The 24,689-nt window shown below is 60.6% G+C and carries 22 protein-coding genes, 1 tRNA gene and 1 pseudogene; 4 read left to right on the plus strand and 20 right to left on the minus strand.

Annotation, left to right across the window (positions count from 1 at the left end):
* Position 1: 1 nt before the first annotated feature.
* The 5 genes from KIH81_RS07795 to KIH81_RS07815 form a co-directional block, all read right to left on the minus strand.
* Positions 2-1,435, minus strand: a complete 1,434-nt coding sequence (locus tag KIH81_RS07795; RefSeq protein ID WP_214304851.1) for a hemolysin family protein — start codon at positions 1,433-1,435, stop codon at positions 2-4.
* Between the two features lie 80 nt (positions 1,436-1,515).
* Positions 1,516-2,064, minus strand: a complete 549-nt coding sequence (ybeY, locus tag KIH81_RS07800; RefSeq protein WP_214304852.1) for an rRNA maturation RNase YbeY — start codon at positions 2,062-2,064, stop codon at positions 1,516-1,518.
* A complete protein-coding gene (locus KIH81_RS07805; RefSeq protein ID WP_214304853.1) occupies positions 2,054-3,331 on the minus strand; it encodes a PhoH family protein in 1,278 nt (425 codons plus the stop codon). Before KIH81_RS07805 ends, ybeY begins: the two co-directional genes overlap by 11 nt.
* A 21-nt stretch (positions 3,332-3,352) precedes the next feature.
* Positions 3,353-3,691 (minus strand): histidine triad nucleotide-binding protein, encoded by a 339-nt coding sequence (locus tag KIH81_RS07810; RefSeq protein ID WP_214304854.1) that lies wholly within the window; start codon positions 3,689-3,691, stop codon positions 3,353-3,355.
* A gap of 85 nt (positions 3,692-3,776) precedes the next feature.
* Entirely contained in the window at positions 3,777-4,574 is a 798-nt protein-coding gene (locus KIH81_RS07815) for a 16S rRNA (uracil(1498)-N(3))-methyltransferase (protein WP_214304855.1), read from the minus strand.
* Positions 4,575-4,670: 96 nt separating this feature from the next.
* On the opposite strand from KIH81_RS07815, the gene KIH81_RS07820 reads away from it, so the two are divergent.
* The 3 genes from KIH81_RS07820 (at position 4,671) to glgC (ending at position 7,400) form a co-directional block, all read left to right on the plus strand.
* Positions 4,671-4,758, plus strand: a tRNA-Leu gene (locus KIH81_RS07820).
* Positions 4,759-4,864: 106 nt separating this feature from the next.
* A complete protein-coding gene (locus KIH81_RS07825) occupies positions 4,865-5,743 on the plus strand; it encodes a TrmH family RNA methyltransferase (protein WP_214304856.1) in 879 nt (292 codons plus the stop codon).
* 412 nt (positions 5,744-6,155) lie between these two features.
* Positions 6,156-7,400, plus strand: a complete 1,245-nt coding sequence (glgC, locus tag KIH81_RS07830) for a glucose-1-phosphate adenylyltransferase (RefSeq protein WP_109056468.1) — start codon at positions 6,156-6,158, stop codon at positions 7,398-7,400.
* A gap of 251 nt (positions 7,401-7,651) precedes the next feature.
* On the opposite strand, the gene KIH81_RS07835 is transcribed toward glgC, so the two are convergent.
* The 14 genes and pseudogenes from KIH81_RS07835 to KIH81_RS07895 form a co-directional block, all read right to left on the minus strand.
* A complete protein-coding gene (locus KIH81_RS07835; RefSeq protein WP_214304857.1) occupies positions 7,652-8,239 on the minus strand; it encodes a metal-sulfur cluster assembly factor in 588 nt (195 codons plus the stop codon).
* 10 nt (positions 8,240-8,249) lie between these two features.
* The gene (sufU, locus tag KIH81_RS07840) at positions 8,250-8,807 is read right to left on the minus strand and encodes a Fe-S cluster assembly sulfur transfer protein SufU (protein ID WP_214304858.1); all 558 of its coding nucleotides are present in this window, start codon (positions 8,805-8,807) and stop codon (positions 8,250-8,252) included.
* Positions 8,808-8,821: 14 nt separating this feature from the next.
* Positions 8,822-10,096 carry a cysteine desulfurase gene (locus KIH81_RS07845; RefSeq protein WP_214304894.1) on the minus strand — a complete coding sequence of 425 codons (1,275 nt, stop codon included), beginning with the start codon at positions 10,094-10,096 and terminating at the stop codon, positions 8,822-8,824.
* A gap of 83 nt (positions 10,097-10,179) precedes the next feature.
* A complete protein-coding gene (gene sufC, locus KIH81_RS07850; RefSeq protein WP_214304859.1) occupies positions 10,180-10,959 on the minus strand; it encodes a Fe-S cluster assembly ATPase SufC in 780 nt (259 codons plus the stop codon).
* Between the two features lie 64 nt (positions 10,960-11,023).
* Positions 11,024-12,262: a Fe-S cluster assembly protein SufD gene (gene sufD / locus KIH81_RS07855; RefSeq protein WP_214304860.1), complete on the minus strand. Its 1,239-nt coding sequence runs from the start codon at positions 12,260-12,262 to the stop codon at positions 11,024-11,026.
* 4 nt (positions 12,263-12,266) lie between these two features.
* Positions 12,267-13,721 carry a Fe-S cluster assembly protein SufB gene (gene sufB, locus KIH81_RS07860; RefSeq protein ID WP_193852559.1) on the minus strand — a complete coding sequence of 485 codons (1,455 nt, stop codon included), beginning with the start codon at positions 13,719-13,721 and terminating at the stop codon, positions 12,267-12,269.
* A gap of 243 nt (positions 13,722-13,964) precedes the next feature.
* Positions 13,965-15,551, minus strand: a complete 1,587-nt coding sequence (locus KIH81_RS07865) for a L,D-transpeptidase (protein WP_214304861.1) — start codon at positions 15,549-15,551, stop codon at positions 13,965-13,967.
* Positions 15,552-15,756: 205 nt separating this feature from the next.
* The gene (locus tag KIH81_RS07870; protein ID WP_109056462.1) at positions 15,757-17,427 is read right to left on the minus strand and encodes a CTP synthase; all 1,671 of its coding nucleotides are present in this window, start codon (positions 17,425-17,427) and stop codon (positions 15,757-15,759) included.
* Positions 17,428-17,497: 70 nt separating this feature from the next.
* Positions 17,498-17,671: a hypothetical protein gene (locus tag KIH81_RS07875; RefSeq protein ID WP_214304862.1), complete on the minus strand. Its 174-nt coding sequence runs from the start codon at positions 17,669-17,671 to the stop codon at positions 17,498-17,500.
* 77 nt (positions 17,672-17,748) lie between these two features.
* On the minus strand, positions 17,749-18,351 hold the full coding sequence (locus KIH81_RS07880) for a hypothetical protein (protein ID WP_214304863.1): 603 nt from the start codon (positions 18,349-18,351) through the stop codon (positions 17,749-17,751).
* Between the two features lie 132 nt (positions 18,352-18,483).
* Positions 18,484-18,912: a hypothetical protein gene (locus KIH81_RS07885; protein ID WP_236029438.1), complete on the minus strand. Its 429-nt coding sequence runs from the start codon at positions 18,910-18,912 to the stop codon at positions 18,484-18,486.
* Positions 18,913-19,068: pseudogene (locus tag KIH81_RS12380) on the minus strand (hypothetical protein); the annotation flags it as partial. It lies immediately after the preceding gene.
* A 58-nt stretch (positions 19,069-19,126) separates the two neighbouring features.
* Complete coding sequence (locus tag KIH81_RS07890; protein ID WP_214304865.1) at positions 19,127-21,001, minus strand: zinc ribbon domain-containing protein; 1,875 nt, start codon at positions 20,999-21,001, stop codon at positions 19,127-19,129.
* A gap of 87 nt (positions 21,002-21,088) precedes the next feature.
* Complete coding sequence (locus tag KIH81_RS07895; protein ID WP_236029440.1) at positions 21,089-22,453, minus strand: hypothetical protein; 1,365 nt, start codon at positions 22,451-22,453, stop codon at positions 21,089-21,091.
* A gap of 571 nt (positions 22,454-23,024) precedes the next feature.
* On the opposite strand from KIH81_RS07895, the gene KIH81_RS07900 reads away from it, so the two are divergent.
* Positions 23,025-23,981: a hypothetical protein gene (locus KIH81_RS07900; RefSeq protein ID WP_214304867.1), complete on the plus strand. Its 957-nt coding sequence runs from the start codon at positions 23,025-23,027 to the stop codon at positions 23,979-23,981.
* Positions 23,982-24,238: 257 nt separating this feature from the next.
* Here KIH81_RS07900 and KIH81_RS07905 read toward each other — a convergent pair whose 3' ends face one another.
* The gene (locus KIH81_RS07905; RefSeq protein WP_214304868.1) at positions 24,239-24,685 is read right to left on the minus strand and encodes a type II 3-dehydroquinate dehydratase; all 447 of its coding nucleotides are present in this window, start codon (positions 24,683-24,685) and stop codon (positions 24,239-24,241) included.
* Positions 24,686-24,689: the final 4 nt, after the last annotated feature.

Consider the following 24,689-nt stretch of genomic DNA (forward strand, 5'->3'; position numbering starts at 1 on the left):
CTCACTCCTTGTCGGCGTTCTGGTCATCGTCGTCGGCGTGTTCGCCGGATTCGTCCTGGGTCTTGCCATCTTCCTCGTCGCCCTCGACGTGCGCGGGCTCGACCACGATGGTGGACACCTTCTTGCGGCGTCCGGCGGAGTCGACCGCCGTGAGTTTGAGGCCTCGCGTCACGGCGGAGGCGCCCACGATCGGCACCCGGCCGAGGATCTTGGTCAGCAGACCGTAGACCGTGTCCACGTCATCCTCGTCGATGTCGATCTCGAAGATCTCCTCCAGGTCGGCGATCGGCGTGCGGGCCGGCATCTTCCACTTGTTCTCGCCGATCTTCTCCGGTTCGCTGCGCTGGGTGCGGTCGTGTTCGTCCTCCAGCTCGCCCACGATCTGCTCGATGGTGTCCTCGATGGTCACCATGCCGGCGATGCCGCCGTACTCGTCCACCACCACGGCCACATGCTGGCGGGAACGCTGCATCTCATGGAAGAGGTCGTCCACCGGCTTGGATTCGGGCACGAGCAGCGGCTGGCGCACGATGGTCTCCACCTTGCGGCTGAGGGCGGCCTGGTTGAAGGCGGTGGCGCGCACGGCGTCCTTGAGATAGGCCACGCCGATGAGGTCGTCCACATCTTCGCCGATCACCGGCACGCGGGAGAAGCCGGAACGGGAGAACAGCTTCAGCGCGGAGACGAGCGTGGTGTCGCGTTCCATGCAGATCATGTCGGTGCGCGGCACCATGATCTCGCGGGTCAGCGTGTCGGACAGGGTGAGCACGTTGCGCAGCATCTCCGAGACTTCGGGGTCGAAGTCGTTGGACTCCACCAGGCGGTCGATGGCGGCCTTGCCCTGTTCGAGCTGGATCTTCTCCAGTTCCTCGTCGTCGGACAGGTCGGAGTTCTTGCCGCGGCGACCCGCGCTTTTGGCGCCGTTCTTGTCCGAGCCGATGCGGGCGAACGGTGTCATCTTGCAGGCCAGCGAGACGATGCGCGAATGCGCGATCATGATGTCCACCGGCTTGGCCATGCCCGCGGTGCGCGGACGGACCAGCACGGAGACCACGGCCACGATGATGGCGAACAGGAAGCCCGCCAGCAGTTCCACCCACAGTTCGGCGCCCCACAACGCCGCGATGGAGGCCACCAGCACGCCGTCGAGCACGTTGCAGGCGATGCGGAAGAACGCGCAGCTGCCCGCCGTGGCGTACCGGTCGGAGATGAGCCGCTGCACGCGATGGATCTTGTCGATCTTCTTCATCTTGAGGAACTGGCTCGCCTCGGAGTCGGTCTGCACCTCGAGGATGAGGTTGTTCAGGCTGGCGCGGGTCACTCGCGCCACGGCGCCTTCGGAGGCGGCCATGGTCAGCGAGAACCAGACGAAGAGGGCGGCCACCAGCACAAGCACGACGGTGATGGCGATCAGGGTGGTACTGAGATACTCCATGGAGTTTGCTGTCCTTGCGGGGTTATGGGATTGCGGAAATTGCGGGAACGTGCAGATTTACAGGTACGGCCTGCTGCCGGTTACTTGGCGTCCAGATCGCGTCCGGCGCCGTGCGCGGCGTCGTAGATGGCCAGCGCGTCGGGCGTGCCTGCGGGCAGGGTGGCCTGTACGCCGGAATCGTGGCGCAGGGCGAAGAACGTGAGCAGGAGCTGGCGCTGCAGGCCGAACATCTGACGCTCCTGTTCGGGCGTCACATGGTCGTAGCCGAGCAGATGGAGAATGCCGTGGATGGTCAGCAGCAGCATCTCCTGCATGGTGCTGTGTCCCGCGGCGGCGGCCTGCTGGGCGGCCACCCACGGGCAGATCACGATGTCGCCGAGCACGCCCTCCATGACGGTCTTGCCGTCGCCGGGGCGCAGTTCGTCCATCGGGAAGCTCATCACGTCGGTCGGCCCCTCCAGGTTCATCCAACGCATGTGCAGTTCGGCGATGGGATCGGGGTCCACGAACATGATGGTCAGGTCGGACTGGGTGCTCACGCGCATCTGGTCGAGCACCCACACGCCCAGATCGGAGAAGACCTTGGGGTCGATGACCCATTGGGTCTCGTTCGTCACGTCAACGCTCATCTGTTGCCTCGTTTCGTTGCATCGGAAGTTCCGTCTGGGTGTCTGCGGGTGTATCGGCGGGTGCGTGCTCGGTCATCGGCTCCGCGGCGTTACCTGTGCCACCGGATCGCGCGGAGCCCGCAGTGCCGTCTTCCGCCGTGCGTCCGCGCCGCCGTCCATGCCGTTCGATGGAACGGTGGTCGCCGGCGATGGCGGCATGACGGTCGTACGCGGCCACAATACGACCCACCAGCTGGTGACGCACCACGTCCTCGGTGTCGAGATGAACGAAGGAGATGCCCTCGATATCGCCCAGGATCTGCTCGATGGTGGCCAGACCGGAACGCGGCACGGCCAGATCAACCTGCGAGATATCGCCGGTGATCACCATCTTGGTGTTGAAGCCGAGTCGTGTCAGGAACATCTTCATCTGCTGCTCGGTGGTGTTCTGCGCCTCGTCAAGGATGACGAACGCATCGTTGAGCGTGCGGCCGCGCATGTAGGCGAGCGGCGCCACCTCGATGGTGTTGTCGTCCATGAGGCGCCTCAGCTGGTCGGCGCCGAGCATGTCGCCCAGGGCGTCATACAGCGGACGCAGATACGGATCCACCTTGTCGTTGAGGGTGCCGGGAAGGAAGCCCAGGTTCTCGCCCGCCTCCACGGCCGGACGGGTCAGGATGATGCGTCGGATCTGCTTGTCCTGGAAGGCGCGCACGGCCTTGGCCACGGCGAGATAGGTCTTGCCAGTGCCGGCCGGGCCGATGCCGAAGGTGATGGTATGCGATTCGATGGCGTTGACGTACGCCACCTGTCCTGCGGTCTTCGCGCGGACCGGCACGCCGGCGGCGAAGGTGATGACGCCGGGTACCGTCGGCTTGCGGTAGGTCGTCTCGCGACCGGCCTGGCCGTGGGACTGCCCGTGGATGCGGCCGCGAGTCTCTCCTGCGGTGGACTGCACTAGCTTGTCATGGGTGGGACCATGTCCCGGACGCTCCAGTCGCACGCTGTTCCTGAGCACGTTCTGGTCGAGCATGCGGCGCACGGTGTCGGCGTCCATGGGCGCGGTGTAGGCGGCCTGGATGATGGTGTTAATCAGATCCTCCGCCTGGGCGGCCTGCGACTCGGTCTGCTTGGACCGGGAGACGACGGCCACCCGATTGCCGCGCACTATGATGGTGAGTTCCGGGAAGGCGCGTTCCACCTCTCGGATGACCTCGTCCACGGGGCCGAGCACGGCCACCGGATCGAGCTGGGACGGGATGGTGATGGTACGTGTAGTCGTGGCCACGAAAGCTTCTCGTCCCCTTGTCTACTCGTCCAGCTTCTCGCCGGTCAGCACGTGGGCGTGCACGTGGAACACCGTCTGACCCGCGTCAAGGCCGGTGTTGAAGATCAGTCGGTAGGCGCCGTGGAAGGCCTCGTCCGCGATGTGCTGGGCGACGGAGACGATATGCGCCAGCTCGGCCGGATCCTTGGCGGCGAGTTCGGCCGCGTTGGCGTAATGCTCCTTGGGCACCACCAGCACATGGACCTTGGCCTTGGGGTTGATGTCCTTGAAGGCGTAGGTGGTGTCGTCCTCATAGACCTTGGTGCTGGGAATCTGGCCTGCGATGATCTTGCAGAACAGGCAATCGTCGGATGCGCTCATCATGCTCCTTGTTTGGCGGTATTGCACTACTGACCAGCTTAGCGCGGGGGTGTTACCCATCGCGGGAGGCGAAAGCCGGTTTCGGTCAGTCGTAGCGGCCCAGCGTGCGGGACAGCAGCGACAACGCCACCGGACCGGCCGTGGCGGCCCTGAGGATGTTGCCGCCGAGCACGCAGCTGACGGCCCCGGCCGCGGTGAAATCGGCCACCTCCTGCTCGCTGATGCCGCCTTCCGGCCCCACCACCACGTACACGGTGCGCGGACGGCCGTCCTCGAGTGTGCGTTCCACCAGCTGATTCACCTTGGCTTCCACGCCGGCCCAGGTGTCGGTGGCATCCTGGTGCAGCACCACCACCATGTCCCCGTGCACGCATGCGCGACGGCAGATGGCCACGATCTGCTTGCTGGAGACACACTCCCCCAGTTCCGGCCTGAAGGCGCGGCGCGACTGTTCGGTGGCCGCGTCCAGCACGGCGCCCCATTTCTTGTCCGTACGGCCGCCCTTCCATTTGGCGATGGAACGGTCCGCCTGCCAGGGGATCACCTCGTCCACGCCGATCTGCGTGGCCATGTCGATGGCCTGCTCGTCATGGCCGGTTTTGGCCAGTGCCTGGATCAGGCCGAGCCGGGTCTGGGGTTCGGGTTCACGGCCCACTTCGGACACCTCGGCCAGACCGGCCTCCGGGTCGGCCATCACCGCATGGATCCTCAGACCGTGGCCGTCGGAGAGCTGCAGGCTGTCCCCCGCCTTCAGGCGCATGGCCTGCACGGCATGGCGCTTGATGTGCGCGGGAAGCGTGAGCTTCCATCCGGTGTGGAGCTCGTCGCTGTTCACCGGGACGTCGTCAACCTGCGGATCAAAAAGGAAAAGGGCATCTGTCATGCCTTCAAGGCTACACGCGACACGCCGATGACACACCCCGTGTTGCATCTTCCGGAATCACTGCTAAAGTATCTACTCGTTGTCCAAACGACACCTGCCCGGGTGGCGGAATGGTAGACGCGCTAGCTTGAGGTGCTAGTGCCTATTTTATACAGGCGTACGGGTTCAAGTCCCGTCTCGGGCACAGACGAAACCCCTTGCATTGCAAGGGGTTTTTGCGTATCCGCGGTAATTTTCCCAGACAGGGCGCCCACCGCCCCCTCCACGTCCCATTCGATCGAAAGGCCATCATGCAGTTCATCACCCTTGATTCCGTCGACGACCCGCGCGTCGAGGCGTATGCGAACCTCACGGAAATGCAGCTGCGCAATCGCCTGGAGCCGGCCAAGGGCATGTTCATCGCCGAATCCCCCAAGGTCATCGACCGTGCGCTGGCGGCCGGACGCGAGCCGTTGTCCCTGCTGGTCGAGGAACCGTGGCTGGAGGGCATGGCCGAGACCTTCGCCTTCATCGACGAGCGCTGGGGCACGGCGGTTCCGGTGTATGTGGCCTCCCCCGAACAGCTCAAACGTCTGACCGGGTATCGCCTGCACCGTGGCGCGCTGTGCGCCATGCGTCGCTGGCCGCTGCCTTCCGTGGCCGAGGTGTGCCGTGGCGCACGCCGCGTGGCGGTGATGGAGAACATCGTGGACCACACCAACGTGGGCGCGCTCATGCGTTCCGCCGCGGCGCTGGACGTGGACGCGGTGCTGGTGACCCCCTCCTGCGGCGACCCCCTGTACCGGCGCGCCGCTCGCGTGTCGATGGGCACGGTCTTCCAGGTGCCGTGGACCCGCATCACCGGATACGACGAGGACGGCACCGAAGACAAGCACTACTGGTCGTTCAAGGGCATCGACGAGCTCAAATCGCTCGGCTTCACCACGGTGGCCATGGCCCTTGAGGACGACTCCATTTCGTTGGACGAGCTCACCCGCCGGCTCCATCTGCCGGATGGCGACCCCGCGCGTATCGACAAGCTGGCGCTGATCTTCGGCACGGAGGGCGACGGCCTGTCCCGTCACACCATCGCGCGCGCCGACCTGACCGTGAAGATCCCGATGAGCCACGGCGTGGACTCCCTGAACGTGGCCGCATCCAGCGCGGTCGCCTTCTACGCCACCCGCTGAGACGGCGTGTTTCGTGTCCCGCGTGTCACCGGCGCCGGCGCGCCGACCTGCGACACGCGGGACACGCGGACGGCGATGACTTCATCATTCGGCTCCGCACGTCTCATATTCGGCGCATCCACCATCTCCCGACACGCCGAAGGGGTGCCCCGACGACGGGGGAATCGGCCCCGCCGCAACGATGCCGGGTGCTCCTCCAATCGCCGCGCCCGTCCCTGTGCGGCCGGAACCGGCCCCGAACGGACGCCACACGAACTGAATTATTCATGCCAAGTTCACGCCACGCGGGGGCGAAAGCCTTGCATGTTCGTTTTTTTCTGCAATTATTAACTATGTAAACCAAATGCAAGGAAGCGTTTGGCAGAGCAGTGCGGTGTCGAAAGACGCTCAGGTAACAGAGAGGACAGTTACGATGGCCAAGAATCCCAAGATTCTGTCGATTGTGCTTGCAGGCGGCGAGGGGACCCGTCTGATGCCGTTAACCCGTGATCGCGCGAAGCCCGCCGTACCGTTTGGCGGCGTCTATCGCCTGATCGACTTCCCGCTGAGCAACCTGGTGAACTCCGGTTACCGCCAGGTGGTCGTGCTCACCCAGTACAAGTCCCACTCGCTGGACCGTCACATCTCCCAGGTGTGGCGTTTCTCGCCGCTGCTGGGCTCGTATGTCTCCCCCGTCCCGGCGCAGCAGCGCCTCGGCAAGCATTGGTACCTGGGCTCCGCCGACGCCATCTACCAGACCATCAACATCATCGAGGATGTCCAGCCTGACATCGTGGTGATCGTGGGTGCCGATCACGTCTACCGTATGGACTTCGAGCAGATGGTGCAGCAGCACATCGAGTCCGGCGCCGAATTCACGGTGGCCGGCATCCGCCAGCCCATCGAGGAATCGAACCAGTTCGGTGTGATCGAGGTCGATCCCGAGCATCCGAATATGATCAAGAACTTCCAGGAGAAGCCGGCCACCACCACCGGCCTGCCGGACAACCCGAACCAGATCCTGGCTTCCATGGGCAACTATGTGGCCAACACCAAGGCCCTGTTCGAGGCGCTGGCGCTGGATGAGAAGGCCGCCGACACCAAGCACGACATGGGCGGCGACATCGCCCCGTACTTCGCCTCCCGCAATGAGGCCGGCGTGTACGACTTCAACTCCAACGAGATTCCGGGTTCCACGGCCACCGATCACGCCTACTGGCGCGACGTGGGTACCATCAAGCAGTTCTACGATGCGCACATGGATCTGATCGCCTATGTGCCGGAGTTCAACCTGTACAACCAGGATTGGCCGATCTACACGATGTCCGGCAACCTGCCGCCGGCCAAGTTCGTGCACGCCGGCCGCGATCGTCTGGGCCACGCCACGGACTCCATCGTCTCCCCCGGCGTGATCGTTTCCGGCGGTGAGGTGCACCACTCCGTGCTCTCCCCGAACGTGCGCATCCACTCCTGGGCGCAGATCGTCGATTCCGTGCTGTTCGACGGCGTGGTCATCAACCGTCGCGCCCGCGTGTACAAGGCGATTCTCGACAAGAACGTGGTCCTCACCGAGAACTCCACGGTCGGCATCGACACCGAGCACGATCTGGCCCGCGGCTTCACCGTCACGCCGGACGGCATCACCGTGGTTCCGAAGAACACCATCGTCGATGACTGAGTGATCTGATTCGGTAGCAAACGTAAAAAGCCTGGCAACCGTAAGGGTTGTCAGGCTTTTTGTATGTCCTGTTGAACCGAGATTGACATAAATCAAGGCTCTGTTAAACCAAAATTGACATGGATCCATGTCTGACTACCCCTCAGTCGGCTTCGCCGACAGCTCCCCTGACAAGGGGAGCCAGGAATAAGGGCCATGTCAATCCTGGTTTAACAGAGCCTTTTGTATGTCCTTATACGCTGCTTTGCGGCTCAGTACTTCGGCAGGTTGTCGAAGTTGAAGCCCAGCGCGGCCAGCTGGTCGCGGCCGTCAGGTGTGATGCGATCGACGGTCCAGCGCGGGTTCCACGTCCAGTCAATGCGGAACTCCTCCACCAGTCCGGCCAGCGTGGAGGCGCATTCGTCCTCGATGAGGTCGGTGAGCGGGCAGGCCGGCGTGGTCAGCGTCATCGTGATGATGGCACGGCCCAGTTCATTGATTTCGATGCCGTACACCAAGCCCAGGTCGATGACGTCGATGCCGAGCTCCGGATCGATGACCTGGTGCAGAGCCTCACGCACGTCCTCGGCGGTGGCACGACCGATATCGTCCACAGCCTTGAGCGGGATCTCATTGCCGTCCGATTCGTCGGAGCATCCACAGACACCCTTGTGGTTGCCGCAACCACACGCATCACCGGAACCGGCCGCGGTGTTTTCCGCGGGACGTCCGTTCGGGAAACCCTTGGCCAGTGCGGGATTGGCCATCACCCGGCGGGCGGCCTCCTCGTCCTGCAGCACGCCGTTGACGGCGTCGAACACGGAGGGCGTGGGTTCGGGGACCAGATTGTTGTCGCTCATGATTTCCACCTCAGTTCTTTGCGGCCAGGGCCTTGGCGACGGAGTCCTTCAGACCCTCCCAGCCTAGCAGAGCGCACTTGATGCGCATAGGGTATTTCGATACGCCCTGGAACACCACGGCGTCGCCGAGCTCGTCCTCAAGGGCATCGTCGTTCAGACCGGCGCCACGCGATTCCATGAGCTGGTGGAACACCTGCTCCAGATGCATGGCCTCGTCCACGGTCTTGCCGTCCACGAGATCGACCATCACGGACAGACTGGCCTGGGAGATCGAGCAGCCGTGGCCGTCCCACACCAGTCGTTCGATGGTGTGCGGTTCGCTGTCGGACACCTCGACGTGCACGGTCGCCTCGTCGCCGCAGGTCGGATTGAACTGGTGCGATTCGCCCGGCGTGCAGTATTCATGGGTGGCGCGCACGGTGGTATCCGCCGAAGCGGCGTCCGCGCTTTGTTCCACGGCCGCGTCGGGAGCGAAGGACTCCCGGCCATGCGGATGCTTGGAGGCCTCAAGAATGACCTCCTGGTACATCTGCTCCAGTTCGTCGCCGCTCATGCCGTAATCACTCATATGTCTGTTGTTCCTTATTCCACTCCAAAGAACTTGCGGATACCCTTAGCCGCCTCGACCAATGCCTGCGCGTCCTCGACCGAATTGTAGACGCCGGACGAGGCACGGTTGGAGGCGTACAGGCCGAAGTGACGATGCACGGGCTGGGCGCAGTGGTGGCCCACACGGATGGCGATACCCTGCGCGTCGATGAACTGGCCCACGTCGTGCGGGTGCACACCCTGGACGTCGAAGGCCACGGTGCCGATGCGGTCCACATTCTCGCGCGGTCCCAGAATGCGAATGCCGTCGATGTCGCCGAGCTTCAGCAGTTCGGCGGCGATGGTCTTCTCATGGGCCTCGATGTTCTTCAGGCCGATGTTCATCATCCATTCGGCGGCCACGCCTGCGGCGACCACCTGGGCCACCGGCTGCGTACCGGCCTCGAATCGTGCCGGCGGGGCCATGTACTGGGCCTCGTGGTCCATGTACGCCAGTTCCACCATCGAACCACCGAAGTTGGCCGGCGGCAACGCTTCAAGCAGCTCGCGCTTGCCGTACAGGAAGCCCACGCCGGTGGGACCGTACATCTTGTGCGCGCTCCAGGCGGCGAAGTCCACATCCAGCGCATGGAAATCGACCTTGAGGTGCGGCACGGACTGGCAGGCGTCGAGGATGAACACGGCTCCGACCGCGTGCGCGCGGCGGATGATCGGGGCGATGTCCGTGATGGCGCCCGTGGTGTTGCCCACATGGGTCACGGCCACCACCTTCGTGCGTTCGGTGATGACCTCGTCCAGGTTGTCGGTACGCACACGGCCGTCCTCGGTCAGATCAAGCCACTTGAACGTGGCACCGGTACGGTAGGAAAGCTCCTGGAACGGCAGCAGCACGGAATGGTGCTCGGCGCGCGAGACGACGATCTCGTCGCCGGGCTTCAGGGCGAAGCGCTTGGCCTCCTCTCCCCCGCGGCCCAGCGAGGCGTTGCCGAAAGCCGTGGCCAACAGGTTCAGGCCAGCGGTGGCGCCGCCGGTGACGACGATCTCCTCCTCGCCTTCCGCCGCGTTGGCGCCGACCAGCCTGGCCACCTTGGCGCGGGCCTCCTCGAAGGCCAGCGTGGAGCGTGCGGCCAGTTCGTGGGCGCCGCGATGCACGCCGGCGTTGATCGTGCGGTAGAAGTCCGCCTCGGCGTCGATCACACACTGCGGCTTCTGCGAGGTGGCCGCGGAATCGAGGTACACCAGCGGGTGTCCGTGAATCTCCTGGTCCAGGATCGGGAATTCATCCCGAATCGCCTTGAAATCAACCATCATATTCCCCTTCGATACGTTGCGTTATGGCTGCCGGCCCCTGTTCTGTTCGGAGCCGGCAGCCGGTTGGATCAGCGGATGGATCAGGCCAGGGCGGATTCGGAATCGGCGCCTTCGGGCAGATAGGCGTCGTAGCCGTTCTCCTCGAGCTCGTCGGCCAGTTCGGGGCCACCGGTCTTGACGAAGTGGCCGTCCGCGAACACATGCACAATGTCCGGCTTGATGTACTTGAGGATGCGGGTGTAGTGCGTGACCATGAGGATGCCGAACTGGTTGGCTTCCTTGGCGCGGTTCACGCCCTCGGACACGATGCGCAGGGCATCCACATCGAGGCCGGAGTCGGTCTCGTCGAGGATGGCGAACTTCGGCTTGAGGAGCTCGAGCTGGAGAACCTCGGCGCGCTTCTTCTCACCGCCGGAGAAGCCTTCGTTCACGGAACGGGTGGCGAACTTCGGGTCCATCTTGAGGCGCTTCATGGCGGCGGACAAATCCTTGGTCCACTGGCGGATGCCGGGGGCTTCGCCGTCGATCTCGGTCTTGGCGGTCCTCAGGAAGTTGGTCATGGACACGCCCGGCACCTCGACCGGGTACTGCATGGCCAGGAACAGGCCAGCCTTGGCGCGCTCGTCCGGGGTCATCTTGAGGATGTCCTGGCCGTCGAGCAGGGCTTCGCCGGAGTCGACCACGTACTTGGGGTGGCCGGCAAGCGTGTAGGCGAGCGTGGACTTGCCGGAGCCGTTGGGGCCCATGATGGCGTGGGTCTCGCCGGAGTGGACGGTCAGGGTCGCGCCCTTGAGGATCTGCTTGATGCCGTCCTTGGTTTCGACGTGGACGTGGAGGTCCTTGATTTCGAGTGTTGACATGTGTGTGCTCCTAAAAAATGTCTGCGATGTCTGTTTGGGCCGGGCCGCTTTCGGTGTCCCCGGCCTACTTGTCTTCGAGGACCTGCGCCATGGCGTCGCTTTCGCCACGGGCCAGTCGGCGGTCGATCACGTCCATGAGGTGTTCGGAGATGGCGGGTATGCCGATCTCCTCCACAAGTTCGCCGAAGAAGCCGCGCACCACGAGCTTGCGGGCCTCGGTCTCAGGGATGCCACGGGACTGGAGGTAGAACAGTTCCTCATCGTCGAAGCGTCCCACCGAGGAGGCGTGGCCGGCTCCGATGATGTTGCCGTTCTCGATCTCCAGGTTCGGCTCGGAATCGGCGATGGCGCCGGGGGTCAGCACCAGGTTGCGGTTGAGCTCGTAGGAGTCGGTGCCTGGGGCGGTGGGCTGGATGAGCGCGTTGCCCACCCAGGTGGAGTGCGCGCCCTTGCCGTCGAGCGCGCCCTTGTAGACCACACGGGACTTGCAGTCGGGGTGGTTGTGCACCACCATCGTGCGGTGCTCGATATGCTCGCCGGGATCCACGAAGTAGATGCCGAGCATGTTAAGGTCGCCTTCCGGGCCGCCGAAGTCCTGATCCATGCGGATGCGGACCACGTCGCCGCCGAGGGTCACCACGGAGTGGCGCAGGGATGCATCTTCGCCCACATGGATGCGGTGGTTGCCCACATGCTTGGCGGTCTTGTCCCATTCCTGGATGAACGTGGCGGAGACATGCGAGTCCTTGCCGGTGGTGATTTCCACGCCTTCGGCGAGGCGCGCGTCGCCGTCGTGTTCCACGACGACGTCCGCGTGGCACTTGTCCGCGGCCTTGATGACCAGGTGGAAGGCGTCGAGGTCCTCGCCCGCGCCATGCACCTTGACGAGCACCGGCTGGGCGATCTCGCCGTTCAGCTCGATGACCGTTGCGGTGGCGCCGGAGTTCCATTCGACGGCGGAGACGCGGTCGTTCGGTTTGGAGACGGTGCCGGAGGGGGCTTCGCCGAGCCTGACCTGGCTGAGCTTCACGCCTTCGGTCAGCGGCGAACCGTCGATCATCGAGACTTCGATTTGCGTCTCGCCGGACGGCTTGAACACGTCGAAGAACTCGTTGATGCGTTCGATCGGCGTGTAGCGCCATTCGTCCTGCTTGCGATCCGGTGCCGGGAAGTCGTTCACGTCGAACGAGCGGGCGGCATGGTCCACGGAGGACGGCATGGCCGCCGGGATGGCGTACGGGTCGTTCGGGTCCGCGACCGGGATGGAGATTTCCTTGACGTTCTTGGTTGCTTCGTTGGTCATGGGATCAGCCCACCGATCCTTCCATCTGCAGTTCCACGAGTCTGTTGAGCTCAAGCGCGTATTCCATCGGCAGCTCACGGCTGATCGGCTCGACGAAGCCGCGCACGATCATGCCCATGGCCTCATCCTCGTTGAGGCCGCGGCTCATCAGGTAGAAGAGCTGGTCCTCGGAGACCTTGGAGACCGTGGCCTCGTGGGCCATGGAGACGTTGTCCTCGCGCACGTCCACATGCGGGTACGTGTCGGAGCGGGAGAAGTCGTCCACCAGCAGCGCGTCGCACACGGTGGAGTTGGACGAGCCTTCCGCGCCTTTGACGATCTTGACCAGGCCACGGTAGGCGGAACGGCCGCCGCCGCGGGAGATGGACTTGGCCACGATGGTGGAGCTGGTATGCGGTGCCAGATGAATCATCTTGGCGCCGGTGTCCTGGTACTGGCCCTTGCCGGCGAAGCCGAGGGACATGGTGGAAGCCTTGGCGTACGGCTCGGCGAGGATGCAGGCCGGGTACTTCATGGTGGCCTTGGATCCGATGTTGCCGTCCACCCATTCCATGGTGCCGCCCTCGCGCACGTAGGCGCGCTGGGTGACGAGGTTGTAGACGTTGTTCGACCAGTTCTGCACGGTGGTGTAGCGCACGCGGGCATGCTTCTCCACGATGATCTCCACGATGGCGGCGTGCAGCGAATCCTCGGACCAGATCGGGGCGGTGCAACCCTCCACGTAGTGCACGTAGGAGCCTTCATCCGCGATGATCAGCGTACGTTCGAACTGGCCCATGGCCGGGGTGTTGATGCGGAAGTACGCCTGCAGCGGGATGTCCACGTGGACGCCCTTGGGCACGTACACGAAGGAGCCGCCGGACCATGCGGCGGTGTTCAGGGCGCCGAACTTGTTGTCCTCGGGCGGCACCACGGTGCCGAAGTACTTCTTCACGAGGTCAGGGTATTCGCGCACGGCGGTATCCGTGTCCACGAAGATCACGCCCTGCTTCTTCAGGTCCTCTTGGATGGAGTTATAGATGACCTCGGACTCGTACTGGGCGGCCACGCCGGAGACCAGACGCTTCTTCTCCGCTTCGGGGATGCCAAGGCGGTCGTAGGTGGAGCGGATGTCGTCGGGCAGCTCGTCCCAGCTCTTGGCCTGCTTGTCGATCGGCTTGACGTAGTACTTGAAGTCGTCGGCGTTGAAGCCGGAAAGATCCACGCCCCAGTTGGGCATGGGCTTGTCGAGGAACGCCTTGAAGCCGCGCAGACGCATGTCCAGCATCCACTGAGGCTCGCCCTTGTCGGCGCTGATGGCACGCACGACGTTCTCGTCGATGCCTCGCTTGGCCGCCTCGCCGGCCGCGTCGGAATCATGCCAGCCATAGCTGTAGTCGCCGAACTGGCTGATGATCTCGTCATCCTGTTTGATCTTATCCTCGTTGACGCGGGAACGATCGGCCACGTACTGGCTCATCTCCACGTCAGCGGCGGCGTTCGGTGCTGTGTTGTCGGTCACCTTCCTGCCTTCCATCTCGTTTCGCACATAGACATAGTCCTAGGTAAACTTAGCAGAACCCATGGGAAACACTACCAATCACGGCAAATAATGATTGTGCGTTTCATTACAGGCATACGCCGCCCGTCACCGGAACGCAAGGGGTCATGCGGATTCGTTCATCCGACGGCGGTATGACCGGAAACCGGCATGTGTTCCGGCTCACACCTGGATATGCACGCTGGTGCCCATGTTGCACCAGCCGTAGAACCATTCGGCCACGTCCCAGCCGATGCCCACGCAGCCGTGCGAGGCGTTGGCGATGTACGGCATGGATGCGTCTGCCACGTATCCGCCGGCGATGCGGTGGATCGCGCAGCCGGAGGAGAAGTAGTTCACGAAGCCCACGCCCTTGACGTCCCATTTCTCCACGGTGCCGTCGGCGAGGTTCAACGTGCCGCTCATATCCTGGCTGGGCAGCTTGTACCAGATGTTGAAGTCGCCGGTGGGGGTGCACATGAGGCCCACGCATTCGCCGGTGATGTTGTCGTTGCCCTGGGCCACCACCACGTTCAGGGTGTTGACCACCTTGTCGTTCTCATAGGCGTACAGCTTGCGGTCGGACAGGTCGATGACCACATGATGGGTCACCTTGACCTCCTGCTTGGGATCCACCTTGCCGTCGACCGTGATGGAGGACGCACCTTCAGAGAAGGCCTTGGCGAGCTTGGCGCCCACGCTCCGGTCCGCGCCTTCGGTGATGGCGATGCCATCATGACCCTCGGTTTCGGTGCCGAGTACCTGACCGGCATTGTCCACCACGAGCTTCTTGTCCTCACGTTCGAGCTTGAGGTTCGGCTTGATCTGTTCGTCGTAGTGCTTCTGGAGCTTTTCCGCGTCGAAGACCACATATCCATTGCGGGTTTCGGTGTCCCTGAGCTTGGCCTGCCGGTTGGCATTGATGCTCATTGCGGAAGCCAGAGCGGGCGCGTCGATGGTGGCGATGGCCTTGTCCGCCACCTTGATGCTCACCTTCTGGCTCACGATGTCTTCCAGCGTGGATTTCACCGTTTCGGCGATCTCGTCCGTCACTGTCGGCTCGGTCACATCCAGCTGGACGCGAACCGTATTGGGCTGGGACGCTCCGAGCGAGGTCAGCGAGACGATGGCCTGCTCGGCGATGGCGGTGGCGTTCGCTCCCTGACCGTTCTCCCCCGCGACCACATCGAAACCGTTTTTGGCGTCATTGAGTTTGACCTGCGCGTCCACAGGCTCGTTGACCTCGATGCCGAGGGCCTTGTCCACCACGGTGCCGTCGGCGAGCCTGGCATCGAGCTCGGGAGACACGTCCTTGGTGATCCAGAACGCATACCGCTGCCAGAGGGCGTCATCGCGCTTGGCATTGAACACTTCGGATGCAATGGCCTCGCCATCCAAATCCACGCCGAGATCGGCAAGGGTGAAGGACGCGGATTTGCCCTCGTATGTGGCCTTGACCGCCGTGTTCCTCACCTGATCGTTGATGGTATCCGCAATCTCCTGTTCGGTTTTGCCCATCACGGAATTGCCCCACAGGGTCGTGCCGGGCAATACATGATCCTGGAAGAACCATATGCCCGTGCCTCCCGCGGCACCAACCGCCACCAGTAGACATGCCAGTACCGCCCACGGCCAGACGATGCGTTTCTTACCGGTTGCGGCAGTGTCCGAGGCATCGGCCATCTCCATCATCAGGGTCTCCTCCGCGGCCGGACCGCTGCCGTTCACCGGGCTCATCGCCTGAGTTGGGTCGTCGTTGTACTCGCTCATGGCTTCTACTTTCTGCCGTAGTCTGCGTCTCCCCTGCAGTCTAGCAAACTTGTATCAGCCCGGTAAAAATTTTCCGACACGGACGGAAACAAGCCGTTTTCATACCAAAAGGGGCGGTGAAATCTCCCTTGACGAGAGACTTCACCACCCCTTTACGGATGGCCGTTCAGCGCGAACCCGTCGCGTCGAACCTCAGCTCATCGGCTCACTTGCCAGAGCGCTCCTGCTGGTGGTCCAGCGCGGCCTTGACGAGGCCGGCGAACAGCGGGTGCGGCTTGGTCGGGCGGGACTTGAACTCCGGGTGGGCCTGGGTGGCCACGTAGAACGGGTGCACGTCCTGCGGCAGCTCGACGAACTCGGTGAGCTCGCCATCCGGGCTCTGGCCGGAGATGCGCAGACCACCCTCACGTAGACGGTCCTTGTACGCCACGTTGACCTCGTAACGGTGGCGGTGACGCTCGGTGACATGCGTGGTGCCGTACAGCTCGGCCACCAGCGAACCCTCCTCAAGCTCGGCCGGGTAGGAGCCAAGACGCATGGTGTGGCCCATGTCGCCATGGCCGGCCACGATGTCCTTCTGCTCCTCCATGGTGGCGATCACCGGGTTGGCGCAATCCGGCTCGAACTCGGTGGAGTTGGCGTCCTCGATGCCCAGCACGTGGCGGGCGTACTCGATGACCATGGACTGCAGGCCCAGGCACAGGCCCAGGGCGGGCAGACCGTTCTCACGGGCGAACTTCAGGGCACCGATCTTGCCTTCGATGCCTCGGATGCCGAAACCGCCGGGGATCACGATGCCGTCGATGTTGTCGAGCGCGGCGGCCGCGCCTTCGGTGGTCTCGCAACGATCGGCCGCGACCCACTTGACGTTGACCTTGGCCCAGTTGGCGAAGCCGCCGGCCTTGATGGCCTCGGTGACGGACAGGTACGCATCCGGCAGGTCGATATACTTGCCGACGATGGCGACGTTGACCTCATGCTTCGGGTGGTGGACGCGCTCCAGCAGGTCCTCCCACTCGTCCCAATCCACGTCATGGAACGGCAGGCCGAGCTCGCGCACCACGTAGGCATCAAGGCCCTCGTTGAATAGGATCTTCGGCACATCGTAGATGCTGTTGGCATCCACGCAGTTGACCACGCCCTCAGCGTCCACGTCGCACATCAGGGAGATCTTGTCCTTGATGGACTGGTTGAGCGGGCGATCGGAACGCAGCACCAGGGCGTCCGGGGAGATGCCCAGCTGACGCAGCATCATCACGGAGTGCTGGGTGGGCTTGGTCTTGAGCTCGTGCGCGGCGGAGATGTACGGCACCAGGGAGACGTGCACGAACATGCAGTTGTCGGAACCGAGGTCGCGACGCACCTCACGGGCCGCCTCGAGGAACGGCTGAGATTCGATGTCACCCACGGTGCCGCCGATCTCGGTGATGATCACGTCGACGTCATCCGAGGCCTGGGCACGCATACGGGACTTGATCTCGTTGGTGATGTGCGGGATGACCTGCACGCACTGGCCGAGGTATTCGCCGGCGCGCTCCTTGCGCAGCACTTCCTGGTAGATCTGGCCGGTAGTGACGTTCGCCTTCTGGCTCAGGAAGACGTCGAGGAAGCGCTCGTAGTGGCCGATGTCGAGATCGGTCTCGGCACCGTCCTCGGTCACGTAGACCTCACCGTGCTGGAACGGGTTCATGGTGCCCGGGTCCACGTTGATGTACGGGTCGAGCTTCTGCTGAAGCACGTGCAGGCCACGCGAACGCAGCAGACGGCCCAGAGACGAGGCGGTCAGGCCCTTGCCGAGAGAGGAAACAACGCCACCGGTGACGAAAATATGCTTGGTGACGTGTTCTTGCGAATTGCCATGTGTTCTTCTAACCATGGGATTTCATCCTATCACCGGTCTATGACGCGGCGTGTTCGATGATATTCGGGTATTCGGCCCACCGATGTCAGTCAGTCTTGTCGATGCTGAACACGGCGATCGCCTTGGCCGAGTTGGTGACGGAGAAGGTCACCAACTCATATCCCTGCCGCGCCATTTCATTGGCGGTCTTCTCCAGCTGCTCGGCCATGCTTGTGGCCCTCGGCGCGTAATTCAACACCACTGCCTTGTACTGCTTCATCGGAATCCCCCCTCGCTGTATTCCAACGGGCAGCTTCATTGTAAATCGATATGGATACCGTATATCCGACGTTTTGCTTATTTTCTTTCCAACACGATATCCAATGAGCTGCCGTCATAAGACCATGTGGCTTTGATGCCGTCCCATGAATCGGTTTGTGTACCATCCAATGCACGGGTATTACCCATCTTCGTCCGTACGGAATCGGGCGTGTCAAGTTCACTGAGCAGGCACGAAGTCACGTCATCAGACAAATAAGTCGCCGTAATCGTCATCGTCCTACCGCCATCGGTCACTTCGAATGCCTTGTACTTTTCGGCGAAATCCCATGTATCGGAATCCACTTGGCTCTCGCACGCACGTACGGCCCTCGGAAACACATCGCGATGCTGTACCATATTGATGCCGACCACGGCTATGACGAATACGGAGATCGACGCCACAATAATCGTCAGATTACGCTTTTTGGCCTCTTCCAGATTATTCCACCAGCCTCGCGATTGCGGAGCTGCTGCTATCCGCGCAGACTGCGCATTCGTCACAGACTGAGCGGGCGGCATCATGGGAGCTGTCGCGGCTTGGGATACCGTCGGACCGACAGTCCTGCCATTAACGAATGACGCGGGATCAGTTCCTGTCGTTCCCGCATTCCCCGTAATCAAACGGGTACCGCACTTCATGCAGAACCCTTGATCGGGTGCCGTAGCCTGCGTTCCGCACTTATGGCAAAACATCGTGCTCTCCTTTTGTGAAAAATGTGTATTCCGCCATATGGGCGACAGTTGTCGATATCGTTAACGCAACGATGAAGCTCATTCGTCTTTGCTGCTGATCAACAACAATATGCCGCTGACAATGTTGACGAAGATGAGATCGCATACAGCGAATGTCGTGGTATTAGGCTTTTCACCTTGGTACATCGACCAACTATGCAACGTCATTGGAATCATCCACGACAAACAGATCAGGAACAATAACCCCATCGGATTGAATTCGGCCAAACTGCCCAACCCTATAAACGCATATCCCACCGAAAAGACAACATTGGCAATACATGCGCCGAATCTCAGCCCATTATCCCGCTCGTTTCTAATATAGCCTTTTGGTATGAACTGCTTCGGCGGCGCAATCGGCGCATACTGCGATCCAGCTGACGTCATCCCATAAGGCTGAGGCCGGCCCAGCGGTGACGCACCAACCATCGACATGTCACCGAACACCAATCGGGTACCGCACTTCATGCAGAATTCCTGACCCGCTACCGTGGCTTTCGTTCCGCAGACATAGCAGAACACCGGTTGAGGTTCCGGGACATTTTCCCCGAGCGGAGTACCACACTTCGCGCAAAACTCCTGATCCGCACTGATGGTCGGCGTACCGCATGTCCTGCAAATCATGTTCACCTTCTTCGGCGTTTATCCGTTATCTCCGTACTCGATCTCATTAATGAGAACGTTACCCCTGGCTGTCGGCGCTCTCATCCTGCAGGTAATACACGTTTTGGTCCGAAGGATCGTTGGCCGATCCGACCGCACCGTGAAGGTACGGAATCCGTAGGAACGGTTTATCAGTGTCTGGAGGGACGAATCCACTGGAGCACATCCCGGAACACATATCGTAAAGGTAATCCGTACTGATGCCTTCCCGGAAGTAGTCGACCGTTACGGGGTGGGTGATGATATCGCTCTGCGGTAGATCCTCACAATCCGAACCTGAACCGTAATCGCAAGTCAAATCACTATCCGGCCCCACAAGAGAGAAACCGATCCCATCCTGATAGAGCGTATCGGAATCCAAGTCATCCGTAACCGATAGATCCGAGGTGTATTGTCCATTGGCAAAAGCATCGCCGACACCTACGGATTTGGTCATTACTCCCCAATCATTGATGTACACGCAATCGCCATCTTTCCGGCAATAGTTACCGACGATGCTTCGATATGACCCCTCAGACACCGCCGATACCATGTCATCCAACGTATATTCGTCAGGAGATTTCAGGCTCTTGTTCACCTCATCGATGCTTTTGTTCAACCGCGATGCGTAAGAATCCGCCTGATTCCCCACGGTCCGCAAGGTCATCGCATCATAATCGGTTGAACAAGAATGATCTTTTGTATATTCACTCGCCTTGTCGACCGACGAATTCAAAGACGCGAGTGCGGAAGAATCACTCGTATCGTATCCGCTGAGACCAGTCAACTTTTCCGCTGCCGCTTGTCCCTGTTCCACATTGCGATACGCTTCGTTGCAATACGCCAGAGCATCGGCCTGCGAGCCGACCTGCTGCGGTATCACACGTCCGATAAGCATCAGACATAACACTATGACCGCCATAGCCGAAACGGCATCAAGCACAGCCGGCAGCACTATCCGCATTATCGGCATCCGGGAAGGCCCGACCGGTCTTTTACCAACACCAGCCGCTTCTCCTACCGCCTTGTGGATCTCATCAAAACCGATGTCAAGCGGTACGACGCCTCCGTAGACATCATCCCATTCATCAAAGGCGTTCAAGTTGTCACAACGTGACATCGCCTCGCCAAATGTAGGAACATTTTCGGCCATTTTCAATACGCGCGAGATATAATTCCGATTGCGCAACGTCTGCGGCAACCGTGATTCCAGGGGCTTGACCGCCTTATGTATCGCCGCAATTGCCATTTCATCGAGTTCGGCACGACCGATCAACGGGCGTAGCCGTCCACGTAGCCGACACCGTGATATCGTCAGGACGACTCCGATAAGCAGCCATAGCAAGGCAAGCGCGGCGATGCACCACATCGCGATTTTGGTCGAGTTCAGTGGCAGGATTGTTCCTCGCATGATGAGCATGCCAGCAATGCCCACGCCGATCAGGGTCAATATAGCAAGTATCGCCACGCTCCAGAAGGCCGCGCCATGACGATGGTACCGTGTCTGCAACGGCCGGATTTCGGCGCGATCATTGTCAAGACAATCGATCGTCTTATATGCGTATTGCAGTTCCCTGAACATCCGCCGGGCATCGTCCTCGTTCAAGCCAATGAGCTTATCGGCATGAATCGGTTTCATGGTCTGGATCTGGTGCGTGGAACGGGCAGACTGCGTGATTTGAGGCTGTCGAGGTACCGGCATGGACATGCTTTGCGTCTGAGCCGCCGTATCCGTCGTGTCCGCGCTGCCGGACGGCGGGACGGGTATCGTATTCAGAGGAACGGCATACCCGCCTGGCTCCTGTCGGGAGGCATTGGAAAACCGTTTCCGCGCGTGTTCCACTGATCGTCCGCAGCGTGGGCAGAACAGCGCATCATTCGCATCAATGCGAAATCCGCAAAACGGGCAGAACATCCGTCTCTCCCTTCTCTGACGTGTGTTTTGGTCGGCGCATACACCGTTGCAAACCGTACTTTTTTACTTTCCTCAATGACGCATTCGCTAGCTTTCCGTCGTTATCCACTCATTCTTGCTTTGCGCATCCATGTCGATCTGTTCTCGATCCAAAGGCACGAACGTGTTCCATGCGACCGGTACCTCTGAGTTGCTTGATGAATCCCATTGAAGATAAATGCAGATTGCACCTTGCGGGTCAGGATTCCAATTTCCTTCAGTGCCCGAGACCCGTATGCCGCCATAGCCTCTTTCCTGAGCATCGGACATATATTCTCCTGACACGGATTGGCCGACGGGAACGCAATCCACGACCTGCATCATGCTGGTCGTGAATGACTGCACGTCCTGATCATTGCCGAGCATGATATTCACGGCCGCATAGTAGTCATCTTCGGTCATGCCACCCGGATATGGAGGATAGGTGACCGTTTCCCCGTCATTGGATTGGACTTCCTGATTAGTAGAATCGGACTCGTTCGAATCATCCGAATCGTTCGAATCAGCAGATTTAGCCGAATCGTCTGAAGACACATCATCTGAGGAAGCATCATCAGACGAAGTCGTACTGTCGTCAACTGTGACGGATTGGGCAGATCCGCTAGTGCCATCCTGCTGCGATAGGGCAATAACGACATTCAGCGTCACGCACAATGCCGCTGCCGCCATCACCGTCAACACGGCCGCCAAGAACGGCAGAATGTCCACGCTCCAGAAACGATGGCTTGATTGATTGTCCGCATCAGACTCAGCCGATCGGATGCTTTCATCAAAGGCTCGCGCGATAGCATCGACATCGATATCCAGTCGTGCGGGAATCGCAGTCTCATTCACAGTAAGGTCATGATCGACATCCGCCGCCAACAAGGCTTCGCCCACGGTCGGTTTCCGTCTCATCGCCTTGGCAGCACGGGTGACAAACTCAGTACTGCGGCATGCAGCGGGCAACTGGGAACGCAACGGCTCATCATATGCGGTGATGGCTGCAAACGCGGACTTATAGACAACGATTCGATTCCGGGCAATATGCGCTTCACAGCGAACGCGCATTATCAAGAATCCACCTATCAACAAAACGATCGCAATGACCGCCGTCAAACCGGTATACCCATAGATAATGCCCCTTGTCGGGTCGGTCACGATCAGGTCTTTCCACGGGCGTTGCGTTGCAATCGCGTATCCAACCAGAATCATTCCAATCAAAGTAACGATTCCGAGCACGATGGATACCGCCGTTAGTCCAATACGGGTACCATTCCACTTACGAACCACGTTACGGGCCGCATCGTACCGTAAGCGAATGCGTTCGGCGGCCTGTTGCACGGCATATAACGTACGTAAAACTTTGCCGGCGTCCTCCTCACTACGGCCAATCGCCTGTTCCGCAGTAATCGGCCCAGAGGCCTGAACCATCGGTTGAGACCATCCGACGGTAGTCGGAGAATCAGGAGGCTGCAGACCGGTTATAGGAGCGGTTGGCCGTGAAAGAAGCTTAGAGCTGGATGGTACGGCTGTCTGCACTGTAGTCGAGTTCATCGAGCCGTTCATTACATGGGCAGGAATGGCCTGCGATCCCGAAGGAGCATTTACCGATGTCGCTTGTCGCCATCTGGCAAGTGACACACCGCAAGTCGGGCAGAATGCCGCGTCCTCCGCCGGAATCTTACTTCCGCATTTTGGGCAGAATAGCAACGTTGCCATATCCTCTCCTCCCATCCACCGTTTGGAGAGTAGTCCACCAAACCGAAAGACAGCTATACAGGAAATAGTACTCCCAGCGATATCGGCCACAAACGCTCGATATATCTTCCACTGCAATCGTCCCACAGAATTATCATCTGCATAATCAGAAACCCCATTGCTCCGTATGGAAATCATCTGCCGATGCGCACAGAGATATCCACAACTCGCCGGAAAACGGCAAGCTGCATCCACATTACTTATGCGGCTTGAGTGATATGTGCTCTGCATTTAGCGTCGAAACATGAGAGAACACAAAGCAGTAACCGCATTGCTGCGGCAGGCGGAATCCGAACGACGTTGCGCCTATGGAAACAATGGAGCGCAGCGACGCGCCTTGAAGAGACGCGAATCAATCGGAGAGCTCGTCGCGCCATATCCGGCGGTGTACGCCGCCGCGCAGTATTGGAATGCTCTCAACCCTCCACAACAGACATTGCACGTCATCAGGGCACTGGCGCTGAAACATCCTTCCTGGGTTTTTGCCGGGCTGAGCGCCGCATGCGCTTACGGACTGGAACATGCCTATCAGCTTCACGACGGCACCATTTCCATCGCAAGCACTCTGGTCAATCGCAATACGGATTGTTCAAAGCTCCGACGAATTTATATGAATGACATACGTCCATGGACCGCATACGGCATTCGTGTGACTTCTCCCGAACGCACACTGATCGATTGCGGGAATCAATTTGAATTTCCCTATGCCTTGGCTCTGTTCGACTCAGCCTTACGACGGAATTACACCACGACCGAACGCATCTGGGGACTTCTCATCCAGGTTTCGCCGGATACGTCCCGTATCAAACCACTGCTCGAATATGCCAATCCATTAAGCGAGAACGGCGGTGAATCATTGATGCGCGGTCTAATCAGGCAACAACACTTCGCTGCGCCGTTACTACAGGTGGAATTTCCCAATCCCGACAGTTCCCGAAGTCCCTATCGCGTCGACTTTTGTCGGAAATTGGCCGACGGCCGCATAATAGTGGCCGAATACGACGGCATAGCAAAATATGCGGATGCGAGCAATGAACACCGTGCAAGTATTCTTGCCAAGCTGGAGTACGAACGACGTCGTGAAGCACATCTTAAAGCCAATGGCGTAACCGCAATCATTCACGTGTTTTACGAAGATCTAATCAAAGTGGACCAGCTCGCCGGTAAGTTGCTCAATGCCGGTGTTCCTAAGCTCCGATAATGAAAGGTACTTTCCCCCAGATTCAGCCAATACTTTGGGGAAAACTACCTATAAGAACTTATCAGAGGTATTTTTGCCCAAACAAAACCCAGTTTTTGGGGAAAAACACCAGATAACTGCATCCAATGGTACTTTTCCCTAAGAGGTTGGCTGTTTTTGGGGAAAAGTACCACAACAGGCTAACGGCAATGATCACGGTAGCGCCGGAGCCATCATCAGAACTACATCCGAAACGGCTTCAACACCTCACCGGCCTATCAGCCGTTGACGATATGGGCGACGGCCTCAATGGCCAGCTTGTAGCCGTAGAAGCCCATGCCGGTGATGGTGCCGGTGGCGACCGGGGAGATCACGGAGCGCTTGCGGAACTCGTCACGCGCGGAGGGGTTGGAGATGTGGACCTCCATGAGAGGCAGGCCCGCATCGCCAACCATGTGGGCGGCATCGGCCAGGGCGTACGAATAGTGGGTGAATGCGGCCGGGTTCATCACCACGGGGGTCTTCTCGTCGGCGGCCTGATGCATCCAACGCACCATTTCGGCCTCGTCGTCGGTCTGGCGGACCTCGACGTCAAGGCCGAGCTCGGCACCCCATCCGGTGCACAGGCGGCGTAGCTCCTCCAAATCCTGACGACCGTAGACGTCGGGCTGCCGCACGCCGAGGCGGCCGAGATTCGGCCCGTTGACAACGATTACTTTGGTCATGATC

Origin of the sequence: Bifidobacterium miconisargentati, assembly GCF_019331675.1 — a bacterium.
Lineage (GTDB): Bacteria > Actinomycetota > Actinomycetes > Actinomycetales > Bifidobacteriaceae > Bifidobacterium > Bifidobacterium miconisargentati.

Bases quoted from the DNA above. Each gene is read 5' to 3' on its own strand.
- KIH81_RS07795 (WP_214304851.1), bottom strand. From the start codon at position 1,435: ATGGAGTATCTCAGTACCACCCTGATCGCCATCACCGTCGTGCTTGTG.
- ybeY (WP_214304852.1), bottom strand. From the start codon at position 2,064: ATGAGCGTTGACGTGACGAACGAGACCCAATGGGTCATCGACCCCAAG.
- KIH81_RS07810 (WP_214304854.1), bottom strand. From the start codon at position 3,691: ATGAGCGCATCCGACGATTGCCTGTTCTGCAAGATCATCGCAGGCCAG.
- KIH81_RS07815 (WP_214304855.1), bottom strand. From the start codon at position 4,574: ATGACAGATGCCCTTTTCCTTTTTGATCCGCAGGTTGACGACGTCCCG.
- KIH81_RS07825 (WP_214304856.1), top strand. From the start codon at position 4,865: ATGCAGTTCATCACCCTTGATTCCGTCGACGACCCGCGCGTCGAGGCG.
- glgC (WP_109056468.1), top strand. From the start codon at position 6,156: ATGGCCAAGAATCCCAAGATTCTGTCGATTGTGCTTGCAGGCGGCGAG.
- KIH81_RS07835 (WP_214304857.1), bottom strand. From the start codon at position 8,239: ATGAGCGACAACAATCTGGTCCCCGAACCCACGCCCTCCGTGTTCGAC.
- sufU (WP_214304858.1), bottom strand. From the start codon at position 8,807: ATGAGTGATTACGGCATGAGCGGCGACGAACTGGAGCAGATGTACCAG.
- KIH81_RS07845 (WP_214304894.1), bottom strand. From the start codon at position 10,096: ATGGTTGATTTCAAGGCGATTCGGGATGAATTCCCGATCCTGGACCAG.
- sufC (WP_214304859.1), bottom strand. From the start codon at position 10,959: ATGTCAACACTCGAAATCAAGGACCTCCACGTCCACGTCGAAACCAAG.
- sufD (WP_214304860.1), bottom strand. From the start codon at position 12,262: ATGACCAACGAAGCAACCAAGAACGTCAAGGAAATCTCCATCCCGGTC.
- sufB (WP_193852559.1), bottom strand. From the start codon at position 13,721: ATGAGCCAGTACGTGGCCGATCGTTCCCGCGTCAACGAGGATAAGATC.
- KIH81_RS07865 (WP_214304861.1), bottom strand. From the start codon at position 15,551: ATGAGCGAGTACAACGACGACCCAACTCAGGCGATGAGCCCGGTGAAC.
- KIH81_RS07870 (WP_109056462.1), bottom strand. From the start codon at position 17,427: ATGGTTAGAAGAACACATGGCAATTCGCAAGAACACGTCACCAAGCAT.
- KIH81_RS07875 (WP_214304862.1), bottom strand. From the start codon at position 17,671: ATGAAGCAGTACAAGGCAGTGGTGTTGAATTACGCGCCGAGGGCCACA.
- KIH81_RS07880 (WP_214304863.1), bottom strand. From the start codon at position 18,351: ATGAAGTGCGGTACCCGTTTGATTACGGGGAATGCGGGAACGACAGGA.
- KIH81_RS07885 (WP_236029438.1), bottom strand. From the start codon at position 18,912: ATGAAGTGCGGTACCCGATTGGTGTTCGGTGACATGTCGATGGTTGGT.
- KIH81_RS07890 (WP_214304865.1), bottom strand. From the start codon at position 21,001: ATGTTCTGCCCGTTTTGCGGATTTCGCATTGATGCGAATGATGCGCTG.
- KIH81_RS07895 (WP_236029440.1), bottom strand. From the start codon at position 22,453: ATGGTTCAGGCCTCTGGGCCGATTACTGCGGAACAGGCGATTGGCCGT.
- KIH81_RS07900 (WP_214304867.1), top strand. From the start codon at position 23,025: ATGAGAGAACACAAAGCAGTAACCGCATTGCTGCGGCAGGCGGAATCC.
- KIH81_RS07905 (WP_214304868.1), bottom strand. From the start codon at position 24,685: ATGACCAAAGTAATCGTTGTCAACGGGCCGAATCTCGGCCGCCTCGGC.